Origin of the sequence: Burkholderia sp. AU44665 (assembly GCF_030504405.1) — a bacterium.
GTDB lineage: Bacteria > Pseudomonadota > Gammaproteobacteria > Burkholderiales > Burkholderiaceae > Burkholderia > Burkholderia semiarida.
This window is the reverse complement of the sequence record NZ_JAUJRI010000023.1, coordinates 19310-46108: the sequence shown is the minus strand read 5'-3', so window position 1 is coordinate 46108 and position 26799 is coordinate 19310. Positions and strand designations below refer to the sequence as shown.

Genomic DNA, 26799 nt, shown 5'->3' with positions numbered 1-26799 from the left:
ATTGGCTTGATTCCATGCGCTGAAAACGGCGCGACGGACGCGCATTATGTGCTCGACGACCTACCGAACAAGATACTCGCGGCAGCGTATCAGATGGTCCTGCGGGATGCCGCCGCGCGTTGCCGCGTGATACCGAGATGGCGTTGGTCGAAGCCGCGCACGAGCTTGAGGCGAGCGAGCAAGCCTTTGCTGTCGTTTCGACCAGCAGCACGCGCTGCAACGTCGGCTCGCGCAGACCACATCGAACCCGCGCGCGGCACTGGCGCAGCCCTGCCTTCTGAAGGCCGCGTTTTCTGGCCGGATCGCGTCTGGCCTGCTCGTCGGTCACTGTCGATTTTCCTTCCGATCGTAAAGATTCTTTCCGTTCAGATCGAATACGGCGGATGGTCGCGTCGACCGCACCCGCCCACCAGACAACGCTTCCCGGTCGATTCGATATTGGCACGGGCTTTGCAGTACTGGAGCGTAACGAACCTGAGGAGGCGCCCGATGCCAGCGGTACGTACGTCGATCCCGAAAGTGATCGGGATACCCGAGCCGGGCGAGCGTCGCTCCAGCGACGCAGCGGCATGCGGTCCCGACGTGCTGTCGATGTCCGCATTGATGGGCCTCATGGAAGCCGCTTGCGTCGACGCGATGTGCCAGCGAATGCGGCGCGACGAATGGTCGATCGGCCGCATGACGCATGTCACGCATCTGGCGTCGACGCCATTGGATGTCCCGGTTGTCGTCACCGCGACGTTCCGGGCGTTCGATGGCGAACGGTACTGGTTCGATGTCGTGGCGACCGATGCGGCCAGTTCGGTGGCGAGCGCGAGTCACGCGCGCTCGATCGTGGAGCGTTCCGCACTCGCGTTTCAGTGCGCAAGCCGTCGCGGCCGTGTCGGCGATATGGGTTCGTCATGCTAAAGGAAACGGGAACATGAAAGTGGAGTCGTCAGTCAACGCAGGCAACGCGCTTTTCGACGAAGCATTCGAAACCCTGCCTCCCGGGCAGGTGCACCGGCATCAAGACGCGCTATGGCCGTCGCAGTGGGACTACATCCGTTCGATGTCGACGTTCTATCGCGGGAAGCTGTCGCGCTGGATCGACCGAGAAGTGACGCTGGATGCGCTACAGGAGCTGCCTTTTACCGAGAAGGACGAACTCCGGATCAGCCAGGAGGCGGCCTCTCCATTCGGCGATTACGTGGCGTGCGGCGAGGCGGGCGTGTCCCGGCTGCATCGCACCTCCGGGACGACCGGACGCCCGCTGATTCTTGCGAACAGCGCGGCCGATGCGTACCGGGTCGCACGGGGCGGCGCGCGGTCGATGTGGGCCGCTGGATTGCGGCCGACGGATCGCGTGGTGCACTGCCTGAACTACTGCATGTGGACCGGCGGCTTTACCGATCACACGATTCTGGAGGCGACCGGCGCGACGGTCGTACCGTTCGGCGTGGGCAATACGCGTCTGCTGATCGATTCGATCGTCAATCTCGGCATCAACGCGATTTCGTGCACGCCTTCGTATCCGGGGCTCATCGAACAGATCCTGCGCGAATCGACCGACCTTCGTCCTCGCGACCTGAAGCTGACGCTGGACCTGTTCGGCGGCGAGGCCGGGCTCGACAATCTGGATCTGCGCAGCGCGATGGAAGAGAAGTGGGGCTTCCGGATCCGTAACGCCAACTTCGGTTTGTCGGAAGTGCTGAGCATTCTCGGCGGGCAAACCGACTGGACCAACGACTTGCTGTATCACGCGAGCGACGTGGTCTTTGCCGAAATCGTCGATCCCGCCACGCTGCAACGCTTGCCGATCGAGACGGGGACCGTCGGCGAACTCGTCTGCACGCACTTGCAGAAGGAGTGCCAGCCGCTCGTTCGCTACCGCACGCGAGACGTCGTCACCGTGACCGGCGTCGATCGCGGGCCGGACGGCCGCACGGCATGGCGATTCCGCGTCACCGGCCGCACCGACGACATGTTCAACGTGCGCGGCATCAACGTGTTCCCGAGCGCGGTTCGCGTGGCCGTCGAATCGTTGCCGCAATGGGCGTCGGGAATCTTCCGGATCGTGCTGAAGGGGGACGGACCGTACGACCGGATCACGATGACGGTCGAAGCCGCGCAGGGGCTCACGGGTAAGCTCGGAGCGACCGCACGCGGCCGAGGCGGGGCCCCGGCATGGCTCCGCCTCGGCTCAATCGGCCGGCACTCGGCGGCATCATTCGATATCGTCGAGCTTTACCCCGGTGTTGTTCTTCCAGGTCACGACGGCACAACTCGCGATGATTGCCACCACGATCAGATAGACGTTGAATAGCTGTCCCTTTTGAATCGAATACAGCCACGCGTTCAGATAGGATGCCGTGCCACCGAAGAGCGCCACCGCGAGCGAAATGAAGAAGCCGAACAGACGAGTGCGGTAACGCGTCGGTACTTGTTCCGAAATGGCGGCAGGCTTGCTGCCGGTAATGAACGCAACGAGAACGAGCCCGATTGATTGCGTGGCCAGCAAAGTCCATGGCTCGCTGGAAATCAGGCTCCATAGCGGAAAGATGGTGATCGAGATGCCGAGCAACGAAATGAGCGTGGTCACCTTGCGCCCGGTGTAATCGGAAAGGCGCCCAATGAGCGGAAGCACGATCAGATAGATCACCTGCGCGATGCAGCTCATGGTGAACGCACGGTGCGGATCCATGTGCTTGACCGTGATTGCATAGATGGCGGCGGACGTTACCCACGTATAGTAGGTCAGCGTCGATCCGGCTTCGTACACGAACAGCTTGAGGCCTTCGCGGATGACCTTGGCCCGGGGCCACGGCGCATGACGTGTGTTGGCCGATGTATCGATGTCGATGCTTTCCACCATGTTGCGGCGCAGCCAGAGCGCGAATATCGCGAGGAAGCCGCCCGTCGCGAACGGCACTCGCCATCCCCACGCCTGCATGGCATCCGGTGAAAGGAACGCCGTCAACGACGCGAGAAAAAACGTGGCAATCAACGAGCCGGCGCCGACCGAAATGAATACGGCACTCGACCACAAGCCTCGCTGGGACGCGGGGGCGATCTCGGCAACATACGCATAGGACGCCGTCGTCTCGCCGCCGTGTGCCGCGCCCTGCACGAGTCGCGCGAGCAACAAGGCAGCCGAAGCCCAGCTGCCGATCGCGTCGTATGACGGGATGATGGCGATCAGGAGGCTGGCAAACGCCATGAGCAGCATCGTGCTCAAGAGTACCGAACGGCGCCCGACCCGGTTCGCTATCGCGCCGAACACCATGCCGCCCAACGGGCGAGCGAAGAAGCCCGCGGCGAACACGGCCAGTGTACCGAGCAGCGACGATGTCTTGTCCGTGTTGTCGAACAGCGCGCCGGCGATATAGACGGATGCCACCGTATAGATCGTCCAGTCGAACCATTCAAGCAAATTGCCTAGACTAGATGCGATCAGCGATCGCCGATGAGAGGACGATCGTAACGCCGCGGGTCGCGACGTAGAAAGATGGGAAAGGTAAGTCATGACGTCTCCAGTTGTTTTTGATGCGGGGTTGGATGCGCGCCCGATTCGCGCAATGCCGAGGCTCAGGCGGTTGCGTGGTCGATTGCATCCATCGCCGCGACGAGGTCCTCGACGCGGAGCGGACGCTCGAAATTCGCCGAATGAGGCGCCTGTAACGTGAATCTGGCGACGGTCTCGTAGTGGTCCCGCGTAACGGCCCCGGGGCCCAGGTCGCTCAGCCGGACAGGCAGGCCGATGCGTTCATACAAGCCGGTCAGATCGCGCATGAAGTCCGGTGCTCGACCTTCGAGCTGTAGCTGTACGAGCAGCGCATATGCGACCTGCAACCCGTGTGGCGCTGCGGCCGCCGTTTCGATTCGGGAGAGGCCGCGCGTCATTGAATGTGCGATCGAGAGCCCCGCGCTCTCGAAGCCCAGGCCACTCATCAGAATGACCGCTTCGACGAGTCGGTCGAACCCATGGCCGGTGCGGCCGTGCGCGAGTTCGTCCAGCACCGTTTCGGCGTCGGAGCGGATCAGCGAGAAGCATTCACGCGCGAGAATGTACGCGGAGTACGACGACCTGGCGCCGAACATGTTTTTTCCGCCACTGCGCAAGCACTGCTCTGCCTCGAAGTATTTGCTGATCGCATCGCCAATTCCGGCCAGCAGAAAATGTGTCGGCGCCTTCGCGATCACCGCGGTATCGACCAGCACGTACGCGGCGCTGCGCGGCAGGTGCCTGACCGATGCGAGTTGATGGTTGTCGTCGTAAAGCACATAGTTCTTGGAAGTCGGCGAGTCGTTCGATGCCACGGTAGGCACCGTGATCAAAGCGCAACCAGCAGTGTCGACGAGGGCCTTTCCGGCGTCCAGCGTCTTGCCACCACCGATTGCGACCACGACGCCATAGTCGAACGATTGCGTGGCACGCTCCAGTTCGCGCACTTTGCGATCCGTGAGTTCACCGTCGAACGCCAGCCAGAGGACGTCGATTCCGTGTGCGTCACATGATGCCGCGATGCGCGCGCCGAACTGCCTTTTCACGAAAATGTCGCAAAGAACCAATGCACGCTCCGAGCAATCGCGGATGTATTGACCGATCTCGTCGAGGACGCCATCTCCCTGAATGTATCGCCCTGGAGATCCAAAAATGAGTGCAGTCATGATTTCGAGTAACAGAGAAGATGGATCGATGCGGGGTCTAAACCGGATGCAATCAAACTGACGCGCCGATGACCACCGATGTAATACGCATTCCAGAATGGCCGGGCGGCTCGGCCCCATGAAGCACGGCTTGGATGGCGTATTTGCCAACACGCCCGGCAGCATGGATGCATCAATCCGTGCGGCCTGCGGCCGGAAGCAAGAATTGGACAAACTGGTCAAGTTGCGATGTAACCATGTGCTCGCCGCGGTGAATGCGAGCGCCCCGCGCTTCGGCTTCCATCAGAAACCGCGTGACGGCAGGTTGCATGACGACCTCCGCGACGACCATGCCCGCCGTGAGCCGCGAGGTGTCGCACGGCAGGGCGTCGTCAGGCTTGAGCCCGAGTGACGTCGCGTTGATCACGATGTCGTGGCGGTCGGGTTCGCCGCTGTCTGCGGTTACCGCGCAGTCCGGCACCGCCTTTCCGACGAGTGCGGCCAGATCGTTCGCCTTTTCCCGATTCCGGTTCGCAATGGTCAACCGCGCAATCCCTTCGCGCGCCAATGCCAGCGCAAGGGCGGTTGCCGCCCCGCCGGCACCCAGTAGAAGCACGCGCTTGCCCGCAAGCGCAATACCCTCCCGCCGCATGCCGGTGACGAATCCGGAGCCGTCGTACATGCGTCCCGTGTAGCTGCCATCAGCGTTGCGGCGCAGCACATTGACGACGCTCAGCAGCGATGCGTCCCCCTCGAGCTCGTTGCACAGTTCGGCCGCAGCCTGCTTGTGCGGAATCGTGAGGACGATGCCGGCCAGATTGGCGATGTGCCGCAAACCGTCGCATGCCTGCACGAGATGTTCGGGACGCACGGCCCACGGGACCATGATGGCGTTGACGTTCCGGCTGGCGCAGAGCGTATTGAACAGCGTCGGCGTGCGGACATGAGTGGCAGGCCATGCCATCAGGACGATGAGCTGTGTTTCGCCATTGACGATCGGCGAGGAGGGTGGGGTGGTGAGCATACGCGTCTCCGTGTTCTTGATGATATATGATGCATCATTATTCGAGTGCCCCGCAACTGCTATTTGCCCGCTGATGGCTTCGTCGTTGCATTCGACAAATATATGATGCATCATGCATCAATGCGGCGGGCAAAAATGGCGTGCTTGCCTCGTTCTTTTCAGGTTCCAACAGGAGACTCTATGTCGACAGCATTGCAGGAGAGCGATCATGCGCTTTCCACGGAGACGCTCGCGCGGTTGCGCGTAAAGGCCCAATTCGTCCGCCTCGAGACGATCCGTCTGATCGAAATCGCGAAGACGGGTCATTACACATCGGTGTTTTCAGCAGCCGAAATCTTTGCGGCGTTGTACTACGACGTCATGTCGGTGCGAGCCGGTGAGCCGCGCTGGAAGGACCGCGACAGGTTCACCATGGGCAAGGGACACGCTGCCGTCGGCCTCTTTCCCATTCTCGCCGAGTACGGGTTCATCGAGCGCGAGACCCTCGATGGCTACACGCGGCTCGGCAACCCGCTTGGCGACCACCCGGACATGACGAAGGTCCCCGGTGTCGATTTCAGCTCGGGGTCGATCGGCCATGCGCTGTCGAATGGGGCCGGCATGGCGAAGGCGGCGCAGCTGGCAGGCAGTCCCTTCAAGGTTTTCACGTTACTGGGTGATGGCGAAATGCAGGAAGGGCAGGTATGGGAAGCCGCGTTGTTCGCGGCGCACCACCGCCTTTCGAACCTCATCGCGATTGTCGATCGCAATGGTTATCAACTCGACGGCAAGGTCGACGACGTCATCGGCATCGAATCACTCGCAGATAAATGGCGCGCGTTCGGCTGGGAGACGCATGAAGTCGACGGCCACGACTTGGCGGCCCTCGTGCCGTTGTTGCGTCGGGTCAAGGCGGACACGGCACGCAGCAAGCCGGCCTGCATCATTGCGAAGACGATCAAGGGCAAGGGCGTGTCGTACATGGAAACCGAGCCGGGCTGGCATCTCGGCTATCTGGCACCCGACGACGCGCAACGTGCGATCGAAGAAATCAAGAGCAAGGTGATCTAAGCATGTCTACTCCGCAAAATCCCGATTCGTGGCAATACCGGGCGCTCAACGCGCGCAATCCTGGGCTCGACTATTTGTCCGATGCGCTGATCGACCTCGTGCGCGAAGGCCATCCCGTCGTCGCCGGCTCCGCCGATCTCCAGTATTCGAATGGCTTGAACAAGTTTGCCAGCGAGTTTCCGGAGCGCTACGTGCAATTCGGCATCTCCGAGCAGAACATGGTTTCCGCGGCCGCCGGCATGGCGACCACCGGCCTGATGCCCTTCGTCGCGACTTTCGCATCGTTTCTCGGCCTGTTGTGCTGCGAGCAGATCCGCATGGATGTCGCGTACTGCAAGCTACCGGTGCGGCTGGTCGGTCACCATACCGGCATCTCGCTCGGCTTCTACGGTACCTCGCATCATGCGACGGAAGACATCTCGACGATGCGCGCGATCGCTAACCTGACCGTCATCTCGCCGGCTGACGGTGCGCAACTGGCCGCGGCGATTCGCGCGTCAGCCACGTGGCCGGACCCGATCTACTTCCGCATCGGACGCGGGCGCGATCCGAAAGTCTACGAAGACGGTGTCGAGTTCACGATCGGCAAGGCGATCGTTCACTCGGTCGGGCACGACGTCACGATCATCGGCTGCGGCTTGCCCGTCGCAGGTGCGCTCGAGGCCGCGACCAAGCTCGGAGCGGAAGGCATTTCTGCCGGTGTGATCGACATGCCGACCATCAAGCCGCTCGACCGCGACGCCATTATCGCGGCGGCCAGGCAGTCGAGCGTGCTCGTCACGGTGGAGGAGCACAACGTGATTGGCGGCCTCGGTGCGGCAGTGGCGGAGGTCCTGGCCGACGAGGGGCTCGGCGTGCGGCTCGTGCGGCATGGCATCTACGACGAGTACAGCCTGATCGCGCCGCCGACGCATCTGTATGCGCACTACGAACTCGACGGTCCTGGCATCGCGCGCGTCGCACGCGCCGCGCTTGCGAAGGCAACCTGATCGATCGGCCGCCCGCTAAATGAACATCCATATCGCGGGCGGTGCAGGCGTGTCGATGTTAATGGTTCGCGAAGGGTGCATCGGGTCTCGTTCGTCCATCCGTCCCGGATATCGAGACCCGGGCGCCACCATTTCGCGCCGGTTTTGACAAAAGTGGGAATAGCGATGTTGAATGACGAAAGCTGGCGTGGCGCCGAGCTGCGCGATACGGACCTTCTGAAAGATGTATGCCTGATCGGCGGTGAATGGACTGCGGCAGACGACGGGGCTACGATCGACGTATTCAACCCTGCGACTGGCTCAGTGCTCGGTAGCGTACCTCGGGCGGGTGCCGCCGAAACGCGACGCGCGATCGACGCGGCGTCCCGGGCCCTGCCGCTCTGGCGGGCCAAAACCGCGAAGGAGCGCGCGGCGCTGCTGCGACGGTGGCACGATCTGATGCTCGCGCATCGCGAAGATCTGGCGAAAATCATGACGCTCGAGCAAGGAAAGCCGCTGAACGAGAGCCGCGGCGAAATCAACTATGCCGCGTCGTTCGTCGAGTGGTTCGCCGAGGAGGGCAAGCGCGCGTACGGCGACACGATTCCGTCGACTGCGGCCGACAAGCGGATCGTCGTGCTGAAGCAGCCCATCGGAGTATGCGCGGCCATCACGCCATGGAATTTCCCGGCGGCGATGCTCACGCGCAAGCTTGCGCCAGCGTTGGCAGCCGGTTGTACGATGGTGCTCAAACCGGCGAGTCAAACTCCGTTCAGCGCATTGGCACTCTGTGTGCTGGCCGTTCGTGCAGGCATTCCCGACGGCGTGATTTCGTGCGTGACGGGCAACGCGAGCCAGATTGGCGCCGAGCTCACGTCGAATCCGGCCGTGCGCAAGCTTTCATTCACCGGCTCGACCGAAATCGGCAAACAACTGCTTGCCCAATGTGCGGCGACGGTCAAGAAGACGTCAATGGAACTGGGCGGCAACGCACCGTTCATCGTATTCGACGATGCCGATGTCGACGCTGCCGTGCGCGGCGCGATCGCGTCAAAATATCGCAACGCCGGGCAGACCTGCGTATGTGCGAACCGCCTGCTCGTGCAGGATGGAATCTACGATCACTTCGTCACGCGACTCGAGAAGGCAGTCGCCGAGCTCGTGGTTGGAAACGGTCTTGATGAACGCGTCACAATCGGCCCGCTGATTGACGGCAGCGCCGTTTCGAAAGTCGAAGAGCATGTGCAGGATGCGCTCGCGAAGGGCGCGCGCATCGTGACGGGCGGCCAGCGCGCAGCACTCGGCGGAAACTTCTTCGAACCGACTATCCTGGCCGATGCGACACGAGACATGCGAATCTTCGACGAAGAGACGTTCGGACCCGTTGCGCCGGTTTTCCGGTTCAACACGGAATCCGAAGCTGTCGCACTGGCGAACGATACACCGTTTGGCCTGGCTTCGTATTTCTACGGGCGCGATATCGCGCGCGTCTGGCGGGTCGCGGAGGCGCTCGAATACGGCATGGTCGGCATCAACGACGGGATCGTATCGACGGAAGTCGCGCCGTTTGGCGGCGTGAAGGAAAGCGGCCTCGGCAGGGAAGGATCCCGCCATGGTCTCGACGACTATCTAGAAATAAAGTACTTGTGCTTCGGCGGCATCGTCTGAACGCCGTCCGATCGAGGTCCGATTGAAAGATGAAATGGCCGGCACCCGCGGCCATTTCATCAAATCGACTTCGAACCGGGTCCCAAATCGGCTTAAAAGCCTGATACATAACCACCATCGACGGGCAGCGTCACGCCAGTCACGAATGCGGCCGCAGGGGAGGCAAGAAACACCGCGGCACCCGCCAGGTCGTCTGCCTCGCCCCAGCGTCCGAGCGCAGACCGCGCCACGATCTTGTTCGACAACGCTTCCGACTCCCAGAATATCCGGGTCATCTCGGTTCGGTGATAACCCGGCGCGATGGCGTTGACGCGCACGCCGCTGCGCCCATATTCGTGTGCCAGCGAGCGAGTCAGGCCGACGACTCCGGTTTTGCTTGCGCAGTAGGCCGGTACGTCGGCGTCGGCGAGGTAGCTCAGCATCGAGGCAATGTTGACGATCGAGCCCCGGTACTGTTCGAGCAGCGGGCGCGCGGCTTGCGAAACGCGCATCACGCTACGCAGGTTGACATCGAGCACATCGGTGAAGACGTCGTCCGTGTATTCGTCGCGCGGACGAGCCACGCCGGCCGCATTGATCAGCACATCGACGCGCGCGAGGCTGCCGAAGAATGCATTTATTTCTCGTTGGTCGCGCACGTTCAGCGCGGCGAAACGCAGCCCCGACAGGGATGCGTCGTCGCGAAGCGCGTCGAGCTTCTTCATCGACGATCCCGTGGCGGTGGTATGCGCGCCGAGTCGGTGAAACGTGCGCGCGATGGCCAGCCCGATGCCACTTGTGCCGCCGGAAACGACCACGTGTTTTCCCGCGAAAAGATCGGCGCAAAATGTGCCATTGTCAAAGCTCATGAAGTGAAACTCCTTTAACGCGGCGCGGCGGAAACAATGAGTGTATGCGCGCCGTTGCATTGGAAAGGGGCAGTTGAAACGACTCAGTCGCTCTTGCCTTGCCCGCGGATTTCCGGAATCGACCGGACGGGCGGGATCGTGTACTTGTAGAACAGGTTGGCCGGGTTCGGGTCGATCTTCTGATCAACGTTGCCTTGCGTGATGATTGCGGGCGGGAAGCCGGAACCTAGCGGCAGGTTGTTGGCATCGACGCGCCGCGTGAATGCGTTGTGGATGAATTCAATGGCCGCGACGCCCGTCTGCTCGCCGGAATTCTCGCCGGACACGAGGATGTTGCCCTTCTTGATCTGATCGAGTTCGCCGCGATAGCCGCCGGCTGCATCGGCAATGCGGATCTTCCCCTGCTTGCCCATGTTGCGTACGGCACGTAATGCGCCGAGCCCCATGAAGTCATTTTCCGAGAGGATGAAATTCAGTTTGCTCCCGTGCGCGGACAAAATGTCTTCGGTTGCCGCGAGACTGCCTTCCTCGGTCCACTTGCCAACGCCAAGCGCGAGCACATTGAACTTGATGTCCGGTGCGCTCAACTTCCCGGTCTTCTTCAGCGTCTGGAACAGTTCGAAGCCGCGCAGCATGGCGTCATCGCGGCTCGCCCCGGGGGCCTGGTCGCGCATGCGCTGATAGACGATGCCCGTGATCAGACCGTTGATTCGGCTTTCCGACGTCGAGTTTCCGAGCACGCCGATGATGACGGCTGCGTCGATCGGCGTGTCCTTGCCGGCTGTTTTCGCCACATATTGGCCGACCTCGAAGCCGCTTGCATACGGATTGCCGAGCAGCGTGGTAAGGACGCGGGCGCTTGCGTCCGGCGTCGTGCCGACGGTGACGACTGGAATGCCGGCATCGACGGCGCGATTGACGCACGCGGATACGCCCAGTGTATCGGTCGGATCGACCACGATGACATCCAGCTTGCGCGTGACGAAATTGTCGATCTGCGCACATTGGCGTTGGAGATCACCGTCGGCGACCTGCACGTCGATCGAATAGCCGTACTTTGCGGCGCTCGCCCGCGCGCCCTTGATAAGCTCCACGAACCATGGATTACCGAGCGTGATCTCTGTCCAGCCGATTCTGATCTCCTTTGGATTGGCAGGCTGTTTCGGCCACGCCTTGCGAATCGCAGTCCGATCCGGCAGCGAGGGATCGACTACGCCCGACAGGGCGGTGTTGGGTAGCAGCGTGTAGATCCTGGCCTTGGCCTCGCTATGGATCGGGGCGGTGATGCCGAACGCCAGCATGCCGGCTGCGGCGAGTGCCTTGCGAGCAACGCGCATTTGAGTCTCCTGAACGATATTGTTTGACGAAGTAAGGCGTGGAGCGGAAGGCCGCGCGGCGGCCTCTTGCACGGACGCGCTGTTCAGCGTTGGCCGATGCGCTGAACCAGAACGGCGAGAATGATGATGGCGCCCTTGATGATCTGCTGCGGATACACCGGTACGCTCAGCAGATTCATCACGTTGCCGATGAGCCCCAGCACGAGCACCCCAATCACGGTGTTGAGAACTGAGCCCCTTCCGCCGGAGAGTAGTGCACCACCGATCACGCACGTGGCGATCCCGTCGAGCTCCAGGCCGACGCCAGTGATCGGTGTGCCGACACCCGTTCGGGCCGTGTAAATGATGCCGGCGACGGCGCTCAGTGCGCCGGAAATCACGTAGACGCAGAACTTGTAGCGGCGCTCGGAAATACCTGCAAGCCGCACCGCCATTTCGTTGCTGCCGGTGGCGACGACCATGCGTCCGAATGTGGTGTAGTTCATCAAGAAGTAGAACAGGAGCGCGACGCCCGCGGCGAGTACGACGGGCCAAGGTACGTTGAGCCACGGTACGCTGCCGCTGCCGAATTCGTTGAGCAACTCCGCTGCGGGCAGATCGAGTGGCAGCATCGTCGGCTGGCCGTTCGACATCATGTACGTGACGCCGCGCGCGATGGTCATCATGGCGAGCGTGACGATGAATGGCGCGAGGCCGAAGGCGGTCACCAATATTCCGTTGAATGCGCCGAAAAGCGCGCCAAGCGTGACGGACAGCACGACTGCGAGGAGGAGCCCCGGCGTGGCGCCGAACGGCATCACCGGCACCAGCATGGCTGCCAGCAGGCCGCCCGCGGCCGCGATCGACCCCACCGACAGGTCGATGCCGCCGGTATTGATCACGAGCAGCATGCCCAGGCTGACGAGCAACAGCGGTGTCAACTGCCGCAGCAGGTTATAGAGGTTTTCCTCGCTCAGAAACGCCGGTGACATGATGCTCGATACGGCGAATAGCACGATGAGCATGATCAGCGCGTTGTAGCGCGCCACGCTGCGAAGCAGCGGTACGTCGGCGCGCTGCGTTTGCATGATTCCTTCCATTACTTCACTCCCATGGCCAGCGATATCAGCGACTTTTCATTGATGGCGGGGCCGCTGAGTTCGCCCGCGATACGGCCTGCGCGCATGACGACCACACGGTCGCACAAGCCGATGATCTCCGGCATGTCGGAGGAAACCACGATGATGGCGGCGCCGGTGCGCGCGAGTTCGTTGATTACCTGATAGATCTCGATCTTGGCGCCGATATCGACGCCCCGGGTCGGCTCGTCAAGAATCAATACGCGGCATCCGTTCGAGAGCCACTTCATCAGCGCGACTTTCTGCTGGTTGCCGCCGGAGAGCGTCGACACGTCGACCTCGGTGTCGCGCGCCTTCACCCGGAGCTGCTTGATCAATTCGCGTGTGCGCACGCGCTCGGCACGATGATCGAGAATGCAGCGCAGGCGCGCGAGCCCGTTGCGCGGCGTCATCATCGCGTTGACGCGGATTGGCATGTCGAGCAGCACGCCTTGCTGCTTGCGATCCTCGGGCAGCATGCCGATGCCGCTTTCGATGCCGTGACGGGGACGTTTGAGTTTTGGAATTGGCCGGCCATCGACGAGGATTTGGCCGCTGCTCTTGCGGTCTGCGCCGAAGATCGCGCGCATCGTTTCCGTGCGCCCGGCGCCGACGAGACCGCTGAATCCCAACACTTCGCCCGCGCGCACATGGAACGACACATCGCGCACGTTTTCGCCCGCGCACAGCTCGCGGACTTCGAGCCGTTTGTCGCCGATGCACGCGTCGCGTCTGGGGAACAGATCCTGGAGCTCGCGGCCCACCATCAGTTGAACGAGACGGCTCTCGTCGATGTCGGCAATGCGCACCGTGCTGACGAAGGTGCCGTCCTTGAGCACGGTGGCGCTGTCGCACAGTCCGAAGATTTCTTCGAGTCGATGCGAGATGTAAATGATGCAGACGCCGTCGCGCTTCAACCGTTCCAGCAGGGCGAACAGACGCTCGGTTTCGCGCGCGGTCAGCACCGCGGTCGGCTCGTCGAATACGAGAACGCGCGACGTCCGGGAAAGCGCCTTGCAGATCTCGACGATCTGCTGTTCGGCGACCGACAACGTCGATACGGGGCGCGATACGTCCAGTTCGCCGAAGCCGAGCGCGGCAAGCTGTTCGCGGGCGCGCGCATAAAGTTTCGACCAACGAATGATCGACGTTCCCGCGCCGATGTCGTGCAGGAAGATGTTCTCCGCGATGGAAAGATGCTTTGCGAGCGAAAACTCCTGGTGAATGACCGAGATCCCGTGTGCCCGCGCAGTGTGGGGACTGTCGATCGCAAGCTGGCGACCATCCAGAAGGATCTCGCCTTCGTCGGGCGTGTGGGCGCCCGCCAGTATTTTCATGAGCGTCGATTTACCCGCGCCGTTTTCGCCCATCAGCGCGTGCACCTGGCCGCCGTATGCATCGAGGCTGACGTTACGCAGCGCGTGTACGCCGCCGAAGTGCTTGCTGATGTTGCGCATGACCAGATGGTTGCTCATCGTCTCCTCTGTGATCGTGTTTTGCATTCTGCGAACTTCATCGCGGGTGCCTGAGCGAACCTGCGGTGCCATGTGGCTGATGCGACATGCATGATGCATCATATATCCGCATGGCTTCGTGTTAGATGGGTATTTGCCCTAACAAGTTGGCTCTACCGGAGCGCCGGCCATTGCTCTATGATGATGCATCATATATCTATCGTGACGGGAAGCGGCGCCGAGGCCCTCGCGAGGCTGTCCCGTTGAATTGACACCAGAACCGGACACAGGAGACATCATTGAAATACGACTACATCGTGATTGGGGGCGGTTCGGCGGGCAGTGCCGTCACCGGTCGGCTGATCGAGGCCGGCGCGAACGTCTTGTTGCTGGAGGCGGGGCCGCGTGACAGGAATCCGCTGGTGCACATTCCGGCGGGTTTCACGAGGCTGCTGTCCACGGACCTGCTGTATCACTACGAAACCGAACCGCAAACGGGACTCGATGCCCGTCCGCGCATCGTGCCGCAAGGGCGCGTGCTGGGCGGCGGCAGTTCCGTGAACGCGCTCATCTATATCCGCGGCCAACGCGAGGACTACGACGAATGGGATCGTCTAGGCAATTCCGGATGGTCTTACGACGAGGTGTTGCCGTACTTCAAGCGCGCCGAGGACAACGAGCGACTCAACGATCGCTATCACGGCGTAGGCGGGCCGCTTGGTGTATCCGATCTCACGCAGCGCTGTGAATTGTCGACAGCATTCGTGCGTGCCGCGCAGCAGGCTGGCATTCCTTTTACCCACGACTTCAACGGTGCCACGCAGAACGGCGTCGGTTTCAATCAGATCACGACACGCAACAAGCGTCGTTGCAGCGCCGCCGTGGCCTATCTGCGCAAGGCCGAGGCGAGCGGCCGCTTGACGATCCGCACCGATGTCCGCGTGGACCGGATCCTGATCGACGCAGGCCGGGCCGTCGGGGTGGAATACGTCAGCAATGGCGAGGTCGTCCAGGAGAAGGGCTGCAAGGAGGTGATCGTGTCGGCCGGAGCCGTGCAGTCGCCCCGCTTGCTGTTGCTTTCGGGAATCGGCGCGGCCGCCGAACTCGCCCGGCACGGTATTGAGACGGTGTACGATCTGCCGGGCGTCGGCGCGAACCTGCAGGACCATATCGAGTTTCCCGCGGTTTCGTATTGCACCGGAAACTACGGCTACTACGGTCAGGACAGCTTCGCCAATACGCTGAAAAACGGACTGCAGTACTTGCTGTTCAAGAGCGGTCCTGTCACGTCGAACGTGACCGAAGCCTGCGCGTTCGTCAACGTCGACGCGCCGCAAGAGCGGCCCAACATCCAGATGCACTTCGTGCCTATCGTGTTTCTGGACCTCGACCAGGACCACGTGAAGTCGGCAGGCGCGACGATCAATCCGTGCGTGCTACGCCCTCAAAGCCGTGGCGAGATTCGCCTGCGCAGCGCGGACCCGGCCGCTGCGCTGTGGATCGATCCGAAGTACTTCCAGCATGCCGAAGATCGGCGCGTCGCCGTTGCCGGCCTGAAAAAAGCGCGCGAAATTCTCGCGCAGCCCGCTCTGCGCGCCTATACGGGGGAAGAAGCGCTGCCGGGTGCTGGCGTCGCGACCGACGCCGGGCTGATGGACTACATTCGCAAGCGCGCCAAGACCGTCTATCACCCGGTCGGCACGTGCAGGATGGGCGTGGACGAGCGCGCAGTGGTCGATCCGGAATTGCGCGTGCGCGGCATCGACGGATTGCGGGTGATCGATGCATCCATCATGCCGAATCTCGTGTCGGGCAATACGAACGCCGCATCGATCATGATAGGCGAGAAGGGGGCGGACTACGTGCTCGGCAAATCGCTGCTGAACAGCGCAGCGCTCGACGCGGTGGTGTAGCGATGGTGGAACACGACGTGACGATGGACATGAACAGCACGGTGGAGACGATGGGCGCGTGGACCTGGCAGATCGCCGGCGCCCCTTCCGCGCTCGTGTGGCAGCGGGTTCCGAGGCCGGCGCCGGGGCCCGGGGAGGTGCTCGTACGCAACCGCGCCGCAGGGCTCAATCCGGTCGACTGGAAGTTCATCGATTGGGGTGCGCCCGACTGGCGGCCGGGTCACGTGCCCGGTGTCGACGGCGCGGGAGAGGTCGTTTCCGTCGGCGCGGGGATACAACGGGAATGGCTGGGTGTGCGCGTGGCCTACCATCAGTCGCTCGCGCGCGACGGTAGTTTCGCGCAGTACACCGTGGTGCCGGCCCGCGCAGTGTTGCGCTTGCCACCGGGCCTGGGCTTTGCCGAGGCCGCGACATTGCCGTGCCCCATGCTGACCGCGTGGCAAGCGATGCAAAAAGTGCCGCACCATCCTGGCGCCGAGGCGCTCGTGAGCGGGGCCGGTGGCGCGGTCGGCACGCTGTTGGTCCAACTTGCCGTACGTGCGCGCTGGCGCGTCTCCGTCATGTGCAACGCCCGTCATTTCGAGCGGATGGCGCGTCTTGGCGCTTCGACCTGCCTGTCGCCCGATATCGGAAGCAGTGCCTTTTCATCGCGTCGGCCGTTCGATGCAGTGTTCGACACGGTGAGCGGTCAGCATGCCGTCCGGCTGGCCGCTTCCGTGGGCGCGAACGGCCATCTCGTCTGTATCCAGGATCGTCTGGACACGTCGCCGGTCGCGCCGTTCACGACTGCAATCTCGCTGCACGAGGTGGCCCTCAATGCACTGCACGTACACGGGTCGGCCGCGCAGTGGCGCACGCTGGTCGACGCGGGCGAGCGTCTGCTCACGGATGTGCTGCATCGTGCGCTGGCGCCGCTGCCGATCGAGCCGACGTCGGTATCGCGCTTGCCCGAGGCGCTGGAATCGCTGAAGGCTCATACCGGGCAAGGCCGGCCCGTCGCCGTATTCGACTGACCGCGCACGGTTGCCGCGGCGTGCCGATGAGGTCGCCGCCTGTTGCAGCGAGGAAGCGTGATGTATCATGCATGACAACATTCTTTTTCGTCCCGTTATCAGAATGAAGCCCCTCGCCCGTGTGGAAAAGAGCAATCTCTCGTCACGCATCTATGAAGAGATTCGCTCCCGACTCATGAATGGTCAGTACGCGCCTGGCGACCGACTCCGCATCAACGATCTCGCCGAAAAACTGGGCACGAGCATCACGCCCGTGCGCGAAGCGATTTTCCGTCTGGTCAGTGAACAGGCACTCGAGATGACTGCGGCCACGTCGATCATGGTGCCGGCGCTGGATGCCGATACCGTTGGAGAGATCCAATTGATGCGACGCCTTCTGGAGGGCGCGGCGGCCAAGCAGGCCGCGCAGCGCATTACCCCGAAGGAAATCCGCCATCTGAGCCTGACGCACGACGAGTTCATCGAGGCAGTTGCCGTGAGTCCGTCGGAGGCAGCGGAGCGCAACCGCGATTTCCATTTCGAATTGATGGCAGCCGCCGGAATGCCCACGCTCAGCGCGACCGTGGAAACCATGTGGGTCAGGATGGGGCCGCTGTTGCACACGTTCCATTCACATCTGCCGCCCCGCGAGATATCGAACCGATCGCATCCTCACTATCGCGTGCTTGCCGCGCTGCGCAAGGGCGATGCGGAAGGCGCATCCCAGGCGATCCAGGAAGACATCGAATGGGGCCAGCGCGTGCTGCTCGAATGGATGGCCGAGCGTGAGCGTGACGAAGTGGCGGCGACGTAAGCAGCCGCACGCTCCGATTGCGTTACCGCATGCGTTGGTGGTAATGGCGCACGGCGGCCTCGCGCCGCCGTGAATACTCATTGCGTCATCACGCGATGCTGAAGCCGCCGTCGATCGGCAGGACCACCCCCGTGATGTAATCTGCATCGGCCGAGCAAAGGAATCTCACGCCTCTGGCGACATCCGAAGGGTGCCCCCAGCGCCCAAGCGGCACACGCGCGCGAATGGAACCACTGCGTTCCGGGTCGTTGAGCGCTCCGGCCGACAGCCGCGTTTCGATCCAGCCCGGCGCTACCGCGTTGACGCGCACTCCGCGATCTGCGAAAGCTGCGGCGTGCGCGCGCGTCAGGCCCACCACGCCGGCCTTGCTTGCCGTATAGGCAGGATTCCGGGCCGAGCCAAAAAAGCTCCACATCGACGCGATATTGACGATGCAGCCGCGCACCGCGGACAGCTTCTCGAGCGCGACTTCGGTCGTGAGCTGGCAGGCGTTCAGGTTGACATCGACCACTTTCCGAAATCCCGCCGAATCGAATTCGGCGCGATCGTGAAGGATGATTCCGGCAGCATTGACGAGCACGTCAATCCGCGCCAGATCGCCGAATGCGTCACGCACGGCAGCAGCCGATGTCACGTCGACCCGCCGGAACTCGATGGCGGGATCGAGATCCTCGTCCGCATCCTTGCCGACTGACACGGGGTACAGACCGGCGCGCCGGAACTCTTCCGCGATAGCGCGCCCGATACCGGTGCCTCCGCCCGTTACTACTGCAACTTTCGTCATGGACTTTCCTCCTGTGGAAATTGAATATATGATGCATCATATTCTTTGATCGTGACGCGCACAAGCGTACGGCTCGATCGTGGCAACGGAGGCGGAGAGTCACGAGCCTTTCCGAAGGCCATGCAGATGGTGCGATGACGATGACGGCAAGAGCGAACCACGTTCTCAATTCAACAACTGGAGACTCGAATGACCCATGCGAAGCGGTTCTACATTGCGGGCGAATGGCAAGCGCCCGATTCAAGCGCTCACATCGAAGTGGAAAATCCGGCGGACGAAGCGGTCATCGAGACGATTGCCGCCGCCTCCGCGTCCGACGTCGATCGTGCGGTGGCGGCCGCGAAAGCGGCGTTCGGCGAATTTTCGCGGACCACCGTCGAACAGCGGGAGCGCTGGCTCGTCAAGCTGCTGTCGATCTACAACCGTCGCTATGACGAGATGGCACGCGTCATCTCGCTTGAAATGGGCGCGCCGATCGATTTCGCAGTCGCGGCGCAGGCGCGCACCGGACAGGGACACATCGAAGCCGGCATCAACGCCCTGCGGACGTTCCGCTTCCGGCATTCGGTCACTGGCGGGACCGTGGTTCGGGAGCCTATCGGCGTATGTGCATTGATTACGCCGTGGAACTGGCCGATCAACCAGATCGCGTGCAAGGTGGTGCCCGCCCTCGCAACCGGATGCACGATGGTGCTCAAGCCGAGCGAAGTCACGCCGTTGAGCGCGCTGTTATGGGCCGAAATGATCGACGAGCTGGATTTGCCGCCGGGCGTGTTCAACCTGATCAACGGCGACGGGGCGGCCGCGGGCGCGACGCTCGTGGCGCATCCGGACATCGATATGATTTCGTTTACGGGTTCAACGCGCGCCGGCAGCACGATTGGCGCGGTGGGCGCGCAAATGATCAAACGCGTCACGCAGGAGCTGGGCGGAAAATCGCCGAACATCATTCTCGAGGGTGCCGACCTGCACGCGGCAGTGGAGAGAGGTGTGCGTCATTGCATGGCGAACAGCGGACAGTCATGCAATGCGCCGACGCGCATGCTCGTACCCCAGAACGAATACGCTGCCGCGGTCGAAATCGCCCGTGACGCGGCCAACGAAATTCGCGTCGGTCGACCTGATCATCGCGGCAACCATATCGGCCCCGTGGCGTCGCGCGTTCAGTTCGAAAAAGTCCGCGCGCTCATCCGGGCCGGCATCGACGAAGGCGCGACGCTCGTCGCTGGCGGGCCGGATGCGCCGGCTGGTCTCGAGCGCGGCTACTATGTGAAACCGACGGTGTTCGCCGATGTGCATAACGAGATGCGTATCGCGCGCGAGGAGATTTTCGGCCCCGTGTTGACGATGATCCCGTATCGCAGTCTCGATGAGGCGATCGCCATTGCAAATGACACGCCGTACGGGCTTGCTGCATATTTGCAGGGAGATGCGGAGTTGGCGCAATCCGTGGCCGGGGAGCTACGTGCCGGTATGGTAAGCCTCAACGGCGCCGATCAGTCTTTCGAAGCGCCGTTCGGCGGCTATAAGCAATCCGGCAATGGACGCGAATGGGGCGCGTTTGGTTTTGAGGACTACCTGGAAACGAAGGTCATTAACGTGGCGGCGTGAGGACTGGCGCGGGATCGCTGTTGGTGAAGCCGTGAATGCGGGGGGGCGGCAACTCGTTGCAGTGTCGCTGCCGGAAATCCCCACTACATCGATGTTCGCGAACATTCGGAGCAAGCCGATCGGATTGCTTGGCCGTGTCGAGCGTGAGCGTTCCGTTACCCATGAGCCTTCGGCCTGCGGTCGAAGGCTGTATTGCCGAACCATTCGCGCCACCTTGGTTCCTCTAGTGTGATGATGGCGTTGAGCCGGCCGCGTGCGCGGCGCGCGGATCATGGCGTACCGGATGTTCGACGTGCTGCAAGCGGCGTTTGCGCAGGTCGTGCCCGACGCGATTCCGGCGCTCGGCGCGGGCGGGAACTGGCTGATCATCGACGGTATTCTCGGCAGTTGGGGCGGCGGCGGTCGCAATGACGGCACGAAGGCATTGCGAATCCGCCCGGCAATCTGTCGAACCAGCCGGTCGAGTTGATCGAGGCGCGTCTGCCGCTGAACATCTCCGACTATGGCTTCGTCACCGATTCGGGAGATGCGGTGTGTCACATCGCGGCAGGCGGTGCTGGTTACGGCCATCCGTGGGAGCGCGATGCGCAAGCCGTGCTCGACGAGATCGACGTTAAGGACTATCCGAACCACGTACGAAAACGATCCGCCGGTGCGCGAATCAAGGCCGCTACGGCCTGCCCGGGCAGAGACCAATCGTGGCGCGATGCATGCCCGCGCGTCGCAACGATCGGCAGCGCGCTCAGCGATTCACGACCGAGTACACGAGCGTGCCGGAGAACATCAACAGCACGAGCGAGGCGCCGCGCAGCAGCGTCGACGTGCGGGCGGCCCATGCGCGTTGCGAAGTGACGAGGCCGCCGAGGGACGACCAGCCCACGCCGATCGGCGCGAGCACGAGCAGAAATACGACGAGCGTCCATGCGAAATAGTGCGCCGACCGGAACGCCTCCAGCGGAAACAGCGTGCTCGAGAACAGCAGCGCCTTCGGATTCATCATCGTCGCGACGAACACGTCGCGAAAGCTCACCGGCGTGCTCGATACGTCCTGCAGCACGCGGCTGTGCGTCCACATCTTGAGCGCGAGGAAAAGAATGTAGACGGAACTCGCGAGCTTGACCACGTCATAAAGCCAGGGCCGGCCGGCAGCGAACGCGGCGAGGAAGAATCCCCATACGGAAATCGCGATCGCGTAGCCGAGCGCTTCGGCGATCACGAGCGGCCAGGTGCCGCGCAGGCCGACCTTCAACCCGGACGACAGCAGCAGCGTATTGGTCGGCCCCGGCACGATCAGCACCAGCGATACGTACATCGACATCTTCAGCAACGCTTCCTGGATGGGCATGCGGCCTCCTCGATTCGTCAGTGTCGCGGTTTGCGTCCGGTCCAGGCGGGGTGCACCGTTGGACTGGAGATGGCCCGGTACGCGCAACCGTTCGATCTGCTTACTCGGCGCTTCTTGTCCGATGCGTCTGGCGAGCATCGCTCATGTTCGCCCGGACACATCATGACGAATTTCTCCGCAGGCGCGTTGAATTATTTTTGGGGTCGAGATCGAAGCTGCCGAAATGAGAAAAGATCGTCATCTTTGTTTTGGTAATGGCGAAGGTTTTATTTCTTTCCCTTGAATTCGGTCGGCCATTTATCGTTTTTTTGTAAAACAAGGACATTTGATGATGGACATTGAATGAAAAAGTGAATTTATTAGTTCGATAAAATTAAATCGGTTGATGCGGGATATTTCGTCGAAATTCCTCGGGATTTAGAATTTCTCTGAACAACCCGGGATTGATATGAAATTTTTCGAGATAGACCATCGTGAACGCTGCTATGGTGTGTCCCGGAGGTCAAGTGCACGGTGTGACAATCCTGACTGCAATTAGGCAAACTGATTAAATCCATGCACTAATGGCGATCGACGCGTCGGCAAGCCAATTTGTCGACGTGGAATCCGTTGCGCGGTGTGCCGCCGCGCGAAATGGGGCTTCGCATTGTTGCCTGACTTCGCTGCGATTCACGCGCCTTTTCGACGCCATTCGTCATGATGGACGAAACACGTCATGACGTATTGACGAACGATTTTCCGGTTCAACTCGACGAGGCGGCACTATCCATTCAGGTTTCAAATCCCATGGGAAGCGTGTCATGAGCAATCCGATCAGGAATATTGTCATCGTGGGCGGCGGCACGGCGGGCTGGATGTCCGCGTCGTACCTCGTCCGCGCGCTCCAGCAGCAGGCGAACATCACGCTCGTCGAGTCCGCGGCGATTCCGCGGATCGGCGTGGGCGAGGCGACCATCCCGAGTTTGCAGAAGGTGTTCTTCGACTTCCTCGGGATACCGGAGCGGGAATGGATGCCGCAGGTGAACGGCGCGTTCAAGGCTGCCATCCGGTTCGTGAACTGGAGGAAGTCGCCCGACGGTTCGCGCAGCGACCACTTCTACCATTTGTTCGGCAACGTGCCGAACTGCGACGGCGTGCCGCTGACCCACTACTGGCTGCGCAAGCGCGAACAGGGCTTCCAGCAACCGATGGAGTACGCGTGCTACCCGCAGACGGAGGCGCTCGACGGCAAGCTCGCGCCGTGCCTGGCCGACGGCACCCGCCAGATGTCCCACGCGTGGCACTTCGACGCGCATCTCGTGGCCGACTTCCTGAAGCGCTGGGCCACCGAACGCGGGGTGAAGCGCGTGGTGGACGAGGTCGAGCAGGTTCACCTGGACGACCGCGGCTACATCTCCCGCCTGTCCACGAAGGAAGGGCGCACGCTCGAAGCCGACCTGTTCATCGACTGCTCGGGCATGCGCGGGCTCCTGATCAACCAGGCGCTGAAGGAGCCCTTCATCGACATGTCCGATCACCTGCTGTGCGACAGCGCGGTCGCCAGCGCCGTGCCCGCCGACGACGCGCGCGACGGGATCGAACCGTACACGTCGGCGATCGCGATGAACTCGGGGTGGACCTGGAAGATCCCGATGCTGGGCCGGTTCGGCAGCGGCTATGTATTCTCGAGCAAGTTCACGTCGCGCGACCGGGCCACCGCCGATTTCCTCGACCTCTGGGGGCTTTCGGACAAGCAGCCGCTCAACCAGATCAAGTTCCGGGTCGGGCGCAACCGGCGCGCGTGGGTCAACAACTGCGTTTCTGTCGGACTGTCGTCGTGCTTTCTGGAGCCGCTGGAATCGACCGGCATCTACTTCATCTACGCGGCGCTGTACCAGCTCGTGAAGCACTTCCCCGACACGTCGTTCGATCCGCGCTTGATCGACGCGTTCAACGCCGAAATCGTCTACATGTTCGACGACTGCCGGGATTTCGTGCAGGCGCACTATTTCACCACGTCGCGCGACGACACGCCGTTCTGGCGCGCGAACCGGCACGACCTGCGGCTGTCTGACGCGATCAGGGAGAAGGTCGAACGCTACAAGGCGGGGCTGCCGTTGACCACCACGTCGTTCGACGATTCCACGTACTACGACACCTTCGACTACGAATTCAAGAACTTCTGGTTGAACGGAAACTACTACTGCATTTTTGCCGGCCTGGGGCTGCTGCCCGACCGGTCGCTGCCGCTCTTGCGGCACCGGCCCGAGTCGATCGACAAGGCCGAGGCGATGTTCGCGCGGATCCGGCGCGAGGCCGAGCGTCTGCGCACGACGCTGCCGACGAACCATGATTACCTGCGCTCGCTGCGCGAGGGCGATGCGGCGCTGTCTCGCAGCCAGCCCGGGCCGACGCTCGCGACGCCGGAGATCCTGTAGTGGACCGCGCCCCGGACCGCGTACGGACGATCGCGGCCACGCACGCCGCGGTGGCGGCCTGCGATCCGCTGCAGGCGCGCGCGCTCGTCCTGCGGCTACCAGGCCTGAACCGTCAACGGGACGTGCCCGGCATCGTCGGCCTGTTGCGCGCGTTCCTGCCGGCACGCGGCGTGCCTTCGGGCTGGGGCTTCGTCGAAGCCGCCGCTGCGATGCGGGACATCGGATTCTTCCTCGGGTCGCTCAAGCGGCACGGACACGAGCCCGTGGACGTGGTGCCCGGGCTCGAGCCGGTGCTGCTCGACCTGGCGCGCGCGACCGGCCTGCCGCCGCGCGAGACGCTGCTGCACGTGACGGTCTGGAACCCCGCGGCGGCCGACGCGCAGCGCAGCTACACCGGGCTGCGCGACGAGGCGCACCTGCTCGAGAGCGTGCGCATCTCGATGGCGGCTCTCGAGGCGGCCATCGCGTTGACCGTCGAGCTGACCGACGTGCCGCTGAGGTCGCCCGCGTTCGCGCAAGGGTGCGACGCGCTCGCGGTCCATCTGCAGAAAATGGTCGACTCGATCGTCTACGCGTACCGGTTCATCTCGTTGCAGGTGTTCTACGACGAGCTTCGTCCGTTCTACGAACCGATTCGAGTCGGCGGCCAGCACTACCTGGGCCCCGGTGCGGTCGAAATGCCCCTCTTCGTGCTGGAGCACGTGCTGTGGGGTTCGCAGTCGGACCACGCCGCTTACCGGGAATTCAAGGAGACATACCTGCCTTACGTGCTTCCCGCGTTCAGGGCGATCTACGCGCGGTTCGCCGGGCGTCCGGCGCTCATCGACCGCGTGCTCGGCGAAGCGCAGGCGGCACGCGCGCGGGGCGAGCCCATCGAGGCCGGACTGGCGGCCCTCGACCGGGTATTCGAGATTCTGCTGCGCTTTCGCGCGCCTCACGTCAAATTGGCGGAGCGCGCGTACGAAGTCGGGCGAAGCGGCCCCACGATCGGCAGCGGCGGGTACGCGCCCAGCATGCTCGGCGATCTGCTCGCGCTCACGCGTGCGGTACGGTCGCGCGTTCGCGCCGCGCTCGACGAATCCTGACGCGCGACGCGCGCGGCCATGTGTTCCATCTCAACAGGAGAGTGTGCCCTCATGACTCAACAGAGCCCCGCGGACGGGCGCGACAGCAACCACTTCGATGTGATCATCCTCGGTTCGGGCATGTCGGGCACCCAGATGGGAGCCATCCTGGCCAAGCAGCGGTTTCGCGTGCTGATCATCGAGGAATCGTCGCACCCGCGCTTCACGATCGGCGAATCGTCGATCCCCGAGACGTCGCTGATGAATCGCATCATCGCCGATCGCTACGGCATTCCGGAGCTTGATCACATCACGTCGTTCTATGCGACGCAGCGTTACGTCGCGTCGAGCACCGGCATCAAGCGCAACTTCGGCTTCGTGTTCCACAGGCCCGGCGAGGAACACGACCCGAAGGAGTTCACGCAGTGCGTGATTCCCGAGTTGCCGTGGGGGCCGGAGAGCCACTATTACCGGCAGGACGTCGACGCGTACCTGTTGCAAGCCGCCATCAAGTACGGCTGCACGGTTCGCCAGAAGACGAGCGTGACCGAATACCACGCCGACAAGGATGGCGTCGCGGTCGCGACCGCCCAGGGCGAACGGTTCACCGGCCGCTACATGATCGATTGCGGCGGGCCCCGCGCGCCGCTCGCGACCAAGTTCAATCTCCGCGAAGAGCCGTGCCGCTTCAAGACGCACTCGCGCAGCCTCTATACGCACATGCTCGGCGTCAAGCCGTTCGACGACATCTTCAAGGTCAAGGGGCAGCGCTGGCGTTGGCACGAGGGCACCTTGCACCACATGTTCGAGGGCGGCTGGCTCTGGGTGATTCCGTTCAACAATCATCCGCGTTCGACCAACAACCTGGTGAGCGTCGGCCTGCAGCTCGACCCGCGTATCCATCCGAAAACGGACATCTCCGCGCAGCAGGAATTCGACGCATTCCTCGCGCGGTTCCCGAGCATCGCGGCGCAGTTCCGGGACGCCGTGCCGGTGCGCGACTGGGTCAGGACCGATCGCCTGCAGTTCTCGTCGAGCGCCTGCGTCGGCGACCGCTACTGCCTGATGCTGCACGCGAACGGGTTCATCGATCCGCTTTTTTCCCGCGGGCTCGAGAACACCGCGGTGACCATCCACGCGCTCGCGGCGCGCCTGATCAAGGCGCTGCGCGACGACGATTTCTCCCCCGAGCGCTTCGAGTACATCGAGCGTCTGCAGCAGAAGCTTCTGGACCACAACGACGACTTCGTCAGTTGCTGCTACACGGCGTTCTCGGACTTCCGCCTGTGGGACGCGTTCCACAGGCTGTGGGCGGTCGGCACGATCCTCGGGCAGTTCCGGCTGGTGCAGGCGCACGCGCGGTTCCGTGCGTCGCGCGACGAGCGCGACCTCGATCACCTCGACGACAACCCCCCGTACCTCGGGTACCTGTGCGCGGACATGGAGGGGTACTACCAGTTGTTCAACGACGCCAAAGCCGAGGTCGAAGCCGTGAGCGCCGGGCGCAAGCCGGCCGAGGAGGCCGCGGCGCGCATTCACGCCCTCATCGACGAACGGGAGTTCGCGAAGCCGATGTTCGGTTTCGGGTACTGCATCACGGGTGCCAAACCGCAGCTCAACAACTCGAAGTACAGCCTGCTGCCGGCGATGAAGCTGCTGCACTGGACGCAGACCAGCGCGCCGGCGGAGGTGAAAAGGTATTTCGACTACAACCCGATGTTCGCGCTGCTCAGGGCGTACATCACGACCCGCATCGGCCTGGCGCTGAAGTAGTCGGCCGACCT

22 protein-coding genes are annotated in these 26799 nt (G+C 62.7%); 13 read left to right on the top strand and 9 right to left on the bottom strand.

What is annotated here, in order from left to right:
• Positions 1-6 precede the first annotated feature (6 nt).
• Together QZM15_RS28855 and QZM15_RS28850 are read left to right on the top strand one after the other, a co-directional pair.
• Positions 7-909 carry a thioesterase family protein gene (locus QZM15_RS28855; protein WP_302107750.1) on the top strand — a complete coding sequence of 301 codons (903 nt, stop codon included), beginning with the start codon at positions 7-9 and terminating at the stop codon, positions 907-909.
• Positions 910-922: 13 nt separating this feature from the next.
• A complete protein-coding gene (locus QZM15_RS28850) occupies positions 923-2305 on the top strand; it encodes a phenylacetate--CoA ligase family protein (protein WP_367034195.1) in 1383 nt (460 codons plus the stop codon).
• Here the strand turns inward: QZM15_RS28850 and QZM15_RS28845 are convergent.
• The 3 genes from QZM15_RS28845 to QZM15_RS28835 form a co-directional block, all read right to left on the bottom strand.
• Positions 2207-3505, bottom strand: coding sequence for an MFS transporter (locus tag QZM15_RS28845; RefSeq protein WP_059578991.1), 1299 nt, complete (start codon positions 3503-3505; stop codon positions 2207-2209). The genes QZM15_RS28850 and QZM15_RS28845 overlap by 99 nt on opposite strands.
• 62 nt (positions 3506-3567) lie before the next feature.
• On the bottom strand, positions 3568-4650 hold the full coding sequence (locus tag QZM15_RS28840) for a glycerol dehydrogenase (protein WP_059578994.1): 1083 nt from the start codon (positions 4648-4650) through the stop codon (positions 3568-3570).
• A gap of 172 nt (positions 4651-4822) precedes the next feature.
• Complete coding sequence (locus tag QZM15_RS28835) at positions 4823-5653, bottom strand: shikimate dehydrogenase (RefSeq protein ID WP_059579109.1); 831 nt, start codon at positions 5651-5653, stop codon at positions 4823-4825.
• Positions 5654-5833: 180 nt separating this feature from the next.
• On the opposite strand from QZM15_RS28835, the gene QZM15_RS28830 reads away from it, so the two are divergent.
• The 3 genes from QZM15_RS28830 to gabD all read left to right on the top strand — a co-directional run bounded on the left by QZM15_RS28830 (position 5834) and on the right by gabD (position 9339).
• Positions 5834-6703: a transketolase gene (locus QZM15_RS28830; protein WP_226225855.1), complete on the top strand. Its 870-nt coding sequence runs from the start codon at positions 5834-5836 to the stop codon at positions 6701-6703.
• A gap of 2 nt (positions 6704-6705) precedes the next feature.
• Positions 6706-7692, top strand: coding sequence for a transketolase family protein (locus QZM15_RS28825; RefSeq protein WP_059578999.1), 987 nt, complete (start codon positions 6706-6708; stop codon positions 7690-7692).
• A 165-nt stretch (positions 7693-7857) separates the two neighbouring features.
• Complete coding sequence (gene gabD, locus QZM15_RS28820; RefSeq protein WP_059579002.1) at positions 7858-9339, top strand: NADP-dependent succinate-semialdehyde dehydrogenase; 1482 nt, start codon at positions 7858-7860, stop codon at positions 9337-9339.
• A 92-nt stretch (positions 9340-9431) separates the two neighbouring features.
• Here the strand turns inward: gabD and QZM15_RS28815 are convergent, their stop codons facing one another.
• From QZM15_RS28815 to QZM15_RS28800, 4 genes are all read right to left on the bottom strand, one after another.
• The gene (locus QZM15_RS28815) at positions 9432-10187 is read right to left on the bottom strand and encodes an SDR family NAD(P)-dependent oxidoreductase (protein ID WP_059579005.1); all 756 of its coding nucleotides are present in this window, start codon (positions 10185-10187) and stop codon (positions 9432-9434) included.
• 83 nt (positions 10188-10270) lie between these two features.
• Positions 10271-11524 (bottom strand): sugar ABC transporter substrate-binding protein, encoded by a 1254-nt coding sequence (locus tag QZM15_RS28810; protein WP_059579007.1) that lies wholly within the window; start codon positions 11522-11524, stop codon positions 10271-10273.
• Between the two features lie 83 nt (positions 11525-11607).
• Positions 11608-12603, bottom strand: a complete 996-nt coding sequence (locus QZM15_RS28805; protein WP_081066621.1) for an ABC transporter permease — start codon at positions 12601-12603, stop codon at positions 11608-11610.
• Positions 12603-14096 carry a sugar ABC transporter ATP-binding protein gene (locus QZM15_RS28800; RefSeq protein ID WP_059579116.1) on the bottom strand — a complete coding sequence of 498 codons (1494 nt, stop codon included), beginning with the start codon at positions 14094-14096 and terminating at the stop codon, positions 12603-12605. Before QZM15_RS28800 ends, QZM15_RS28805 begins: the two co-directional genes overlap by 1 nt.
• Positions 14097-14374: 278 nt before the next feature.
• Between QZM15_RS28800 and QZM15_RS28795 the strand changes: the two genes are divergently transcribed.
• The 3 genes from QZM15_RS28795 (at position 14375) to QZM15_RS28785 (ending at position 17794) form a co-directional block, all read left to right on the top strand.
• Positions 14375-15988, top strand: coding sequence for a GMC family oxidoreductase (locus tag QZM15_RS28795; RefSeq protein ID WP_059579010.1), 1614 nt, complete (start codon positions 14375-14377; stop codon positions 15986-15988).
• 2 nt (positions 15989-15990) lie between these two features.
• On the top strand, positions 15991-17001 hold the full coding sequence (locus QZM15_RS28790; RefSeq protein ID WP_089466059.1) for a zinc-binding dehydrogenase: 1011 nt from the start codon (positions 15991-15993) through the stop codon (positions 16999-17001).
• 67 nt (positions 17002-17068) lie between these two features.
• Entirely contained in the window at positions 17069-17794 is a 726-nt protein-coding gene (locus QZM15_RS28785) for a GntR family transcriptional regulator (protein WP_081066620.1), read from the top strand.
• A gap of 88 nt (positions 17795-17882) precedes the next feature.
• Here the strand turns inward: QZM15_RS28785 and QZM15_RS28780 are convergent, their stop codons facing one another.
• Positions 17883-18578, bottom strand: a complete 696-nt coding sequence (locus QZM15_RS28780) for an SDR family NAD(P)-dependent oxidoreductase (protein WP_059579015.1) — start codon at positions 18576-18578, stop codon at positions 17883-17885.
• Between the two features lie 189 nt (positions 18579-18767).
• Between QZM15_RS28780 and QZM15_RS28775 the strand changes: the two genes are divergently transcribed.
• Positions 18768-20189, top strand: a complete 1422-nt coding sequence (locus tag QZM15_RS28775) for an aldehyde dehydrogenase family protein (protein ID WP_059579018.1) — start codon at positions 18768-18770, stop codon at positions 20187-20189.
• 283 nt (positions 20190-20472) lie between these two features.
• The gene (locus QZM15_RS28770) at positions 20473-20658 is read left to right on the top strand and encodes a hypothetical protein (RefSeq protein ID WP_226093956.1); all 186 of its coding nucleotides are present in this window, start codon (positions 20473-20475) and stop codon (positions 20656-20658) included.
• Positions 20659-20931: 273 nt separating this feature from the next.
• Here QZM15_RS28770 and QZM15_RS28765 read toward each other — a convergent pair whose 3' ends face one another.
• Complete coding sequence (locus tag QZM15_RS28765) at positions 20932-21534, bottom strand: LysE family translocator (protein WP_059579025.1); 603 nt, start codon at positions 21532-21534, stop codon at positions 20932-20934.
• An 800-nt stretch (positions 21535-22334) separates the two neighbouring features.
• Here QZM15_RS28765 and QZM15_RS28760 point away from each other — a divergent pair.
• From QZM15_RS28760 to QZM15_RS28750, 3 genes are read left to right on the top strand one after another with little or no spacing between them, the layout of a single operon-like run.
• Positions 22335-23951, top strand: coding sequence for a tryptophan halogenase family protein (locus QZM15_RS28760; RefSeq protein ID WP_302107749.1), 1617 nt, complete (start codon positions 22335-22337; stop codon positions 23949-23951).
• Positions 23952-24001: 50 nt separating this feature from the next.
• Positions 24002-25036: a monodechloroaminopyrrolnitrin synthase PrnB family protein gene (locus QZM15_RS28755; protein WP_302107761.1), complete on the top strand. Its 1035-nt coding sequence runs from the start codon at positions 24002-24004 to the stop codon at positions 25034-25036.
• Positions 25037-25087: 51 nt separating this feature from the next.
• A complete protein-coding gene (locus QZM15_RS28750) occupies positions 25088-26788 on the top strand; it encodes an NAD(P)/FAD-dependent oxidoreductase (RefSeq protein ID WP_226093958.1) in 1701 nt (566 codons plus the stop codon).
• The last annotated feature ends 11 nt before the right edge of the window (positions 26789-26799 follow it).

Bases quoted from the DNA above. Each gene is read 5' to 3' on its own strand.
- QZM15_RS28845 (WP_059578991.1), bottom strand. From the start codon at position 3,505: ATGACTTACCTTTCCCATCTTTCTACGTCGCGACCCGCGGCGTTACGA.
- QZM15_RS28780 (WP_059579015.1), bottom strand. From the start codon at position 18,578: ATGACGAAAGTTGCAGTAGTAACGGGCGGAGGCACCGGTATCGGGCGC.
- QZM15_RS28770 (WP_226093956.1), top strand. From the start codon at position 20,473: ATGTTCGACGTGCTGCAAGCGGCGTTTGCGCAGGTCGTGCCCGACGCG.
- QZM15_RS28835 (WP_059579109.1), bottom strand. From the start codon at position 5,653: ATGCTCACCACCCCACCCTCCTCGCCGATCGTCAATGGCGAAACACAG.
- QZM15_RS28785 (WP_081066620.1), top strand. From the start codon at position 17,069: ATGCATGACAACATTCTTTTTCGTCCCGTTATCAGAATGAAGCCCCTC.
- QZM15_RS28825 (WP_059578999.1), top strand. From the start codon at position 6,706: ATGTCTACTCCGCAAAATCCCGATTCGTGGCAATACCGGGCGCTCAAC.
- QZM15_RS28815 (WP_059579005.1), bottom strand. From the start codon at position 10,187: ATGAGCTTTGACAATGGCACATTTTGCGCCGATCTTTTCGCGGGAAAA.
- gabD (WP_059579002.1), top strand. From the start codon at position 7,858: ATGTTGAATGACGAAAGCTGGCGTGGCGCCGAGCTGCGCGATACGGAC.
- QZM15_RS28805 (WP_081066621.1), bottom strand. From the start codon at position 12,603: ATGGAAGGAATCATGCAAACGCAGCGCGCCGACGTACCGCTGCTTCGC.
- QZM15_RS28750 (WP_226093958.1), top strand. From the start codon at position 25,088: ATGACTCAACAGAGCCCCGCGGACGGGCGCGACAGCAACCACTTCGAT.
- QZM15_RS28765 (WP_059579025.1), bottom strand. From the start codon at position 21,534: ATGCCCATCCAGGAAGCGTTGCTGAAGATGTCGATGTACGTATCGCTG.
- QZM15_RS28840 (WP_059578994.1), bottom strand. From the start codon at position 4,650: ATGACTGCACTCATTTTTGGATCTCCAGGGCGATACATTCAGGGAGAT.
- QZM15_RS28810 (WP_059579007.1), bottom strand. From the start codon at position 11,524: ATGCGCGTTGCTCGCAAGGCACTCGCCGCAGCCGGCATGCTGGCGTTC.
- QZM15_RS28775 (WP_059579018.1), top strand. From the start codon at position 18,768: ATGACCCATGCGAAGCGGTTCTACATTGCGGGCGAATGGCAAGCGCCC.
- QZM15_RS28850 (WP_367034195.1), top strand. From the start codon at position 923: ATGAAAGTGGAGTCGTCAGTCAACGCAGGCAACGCGCTTTTCGACGAA.
- QZM15_RS28760 (WP_302107749.1), top strand. From the start codon at position 22,335: ATGAGCAATCCGATCAGGAATATTGTCATCGTGGGCGGCGGCACGGCG.
- QZM15_RS28800 (WP_059579116.1), bottom strand. From the start codon at position 14,096: ATGAGCAACCATCTGGTCATGCGCAACATCAGCAAGCACTTCGGCGGC.
- QZM15_RS28790 (WP_089466059.1), top strand. From the start codon at position 15,991: ATGGTGGAACACGACGTGACGATGGACATGAACAGCACGGTGGAGACG.
- QZM15_RS28830 (WP_226225855.1), top strand. From the start codon at position 5,834: ATGTCGACAGCATTGCAGGAGAGCGATCATGCGCTTTCCACGGAGACG.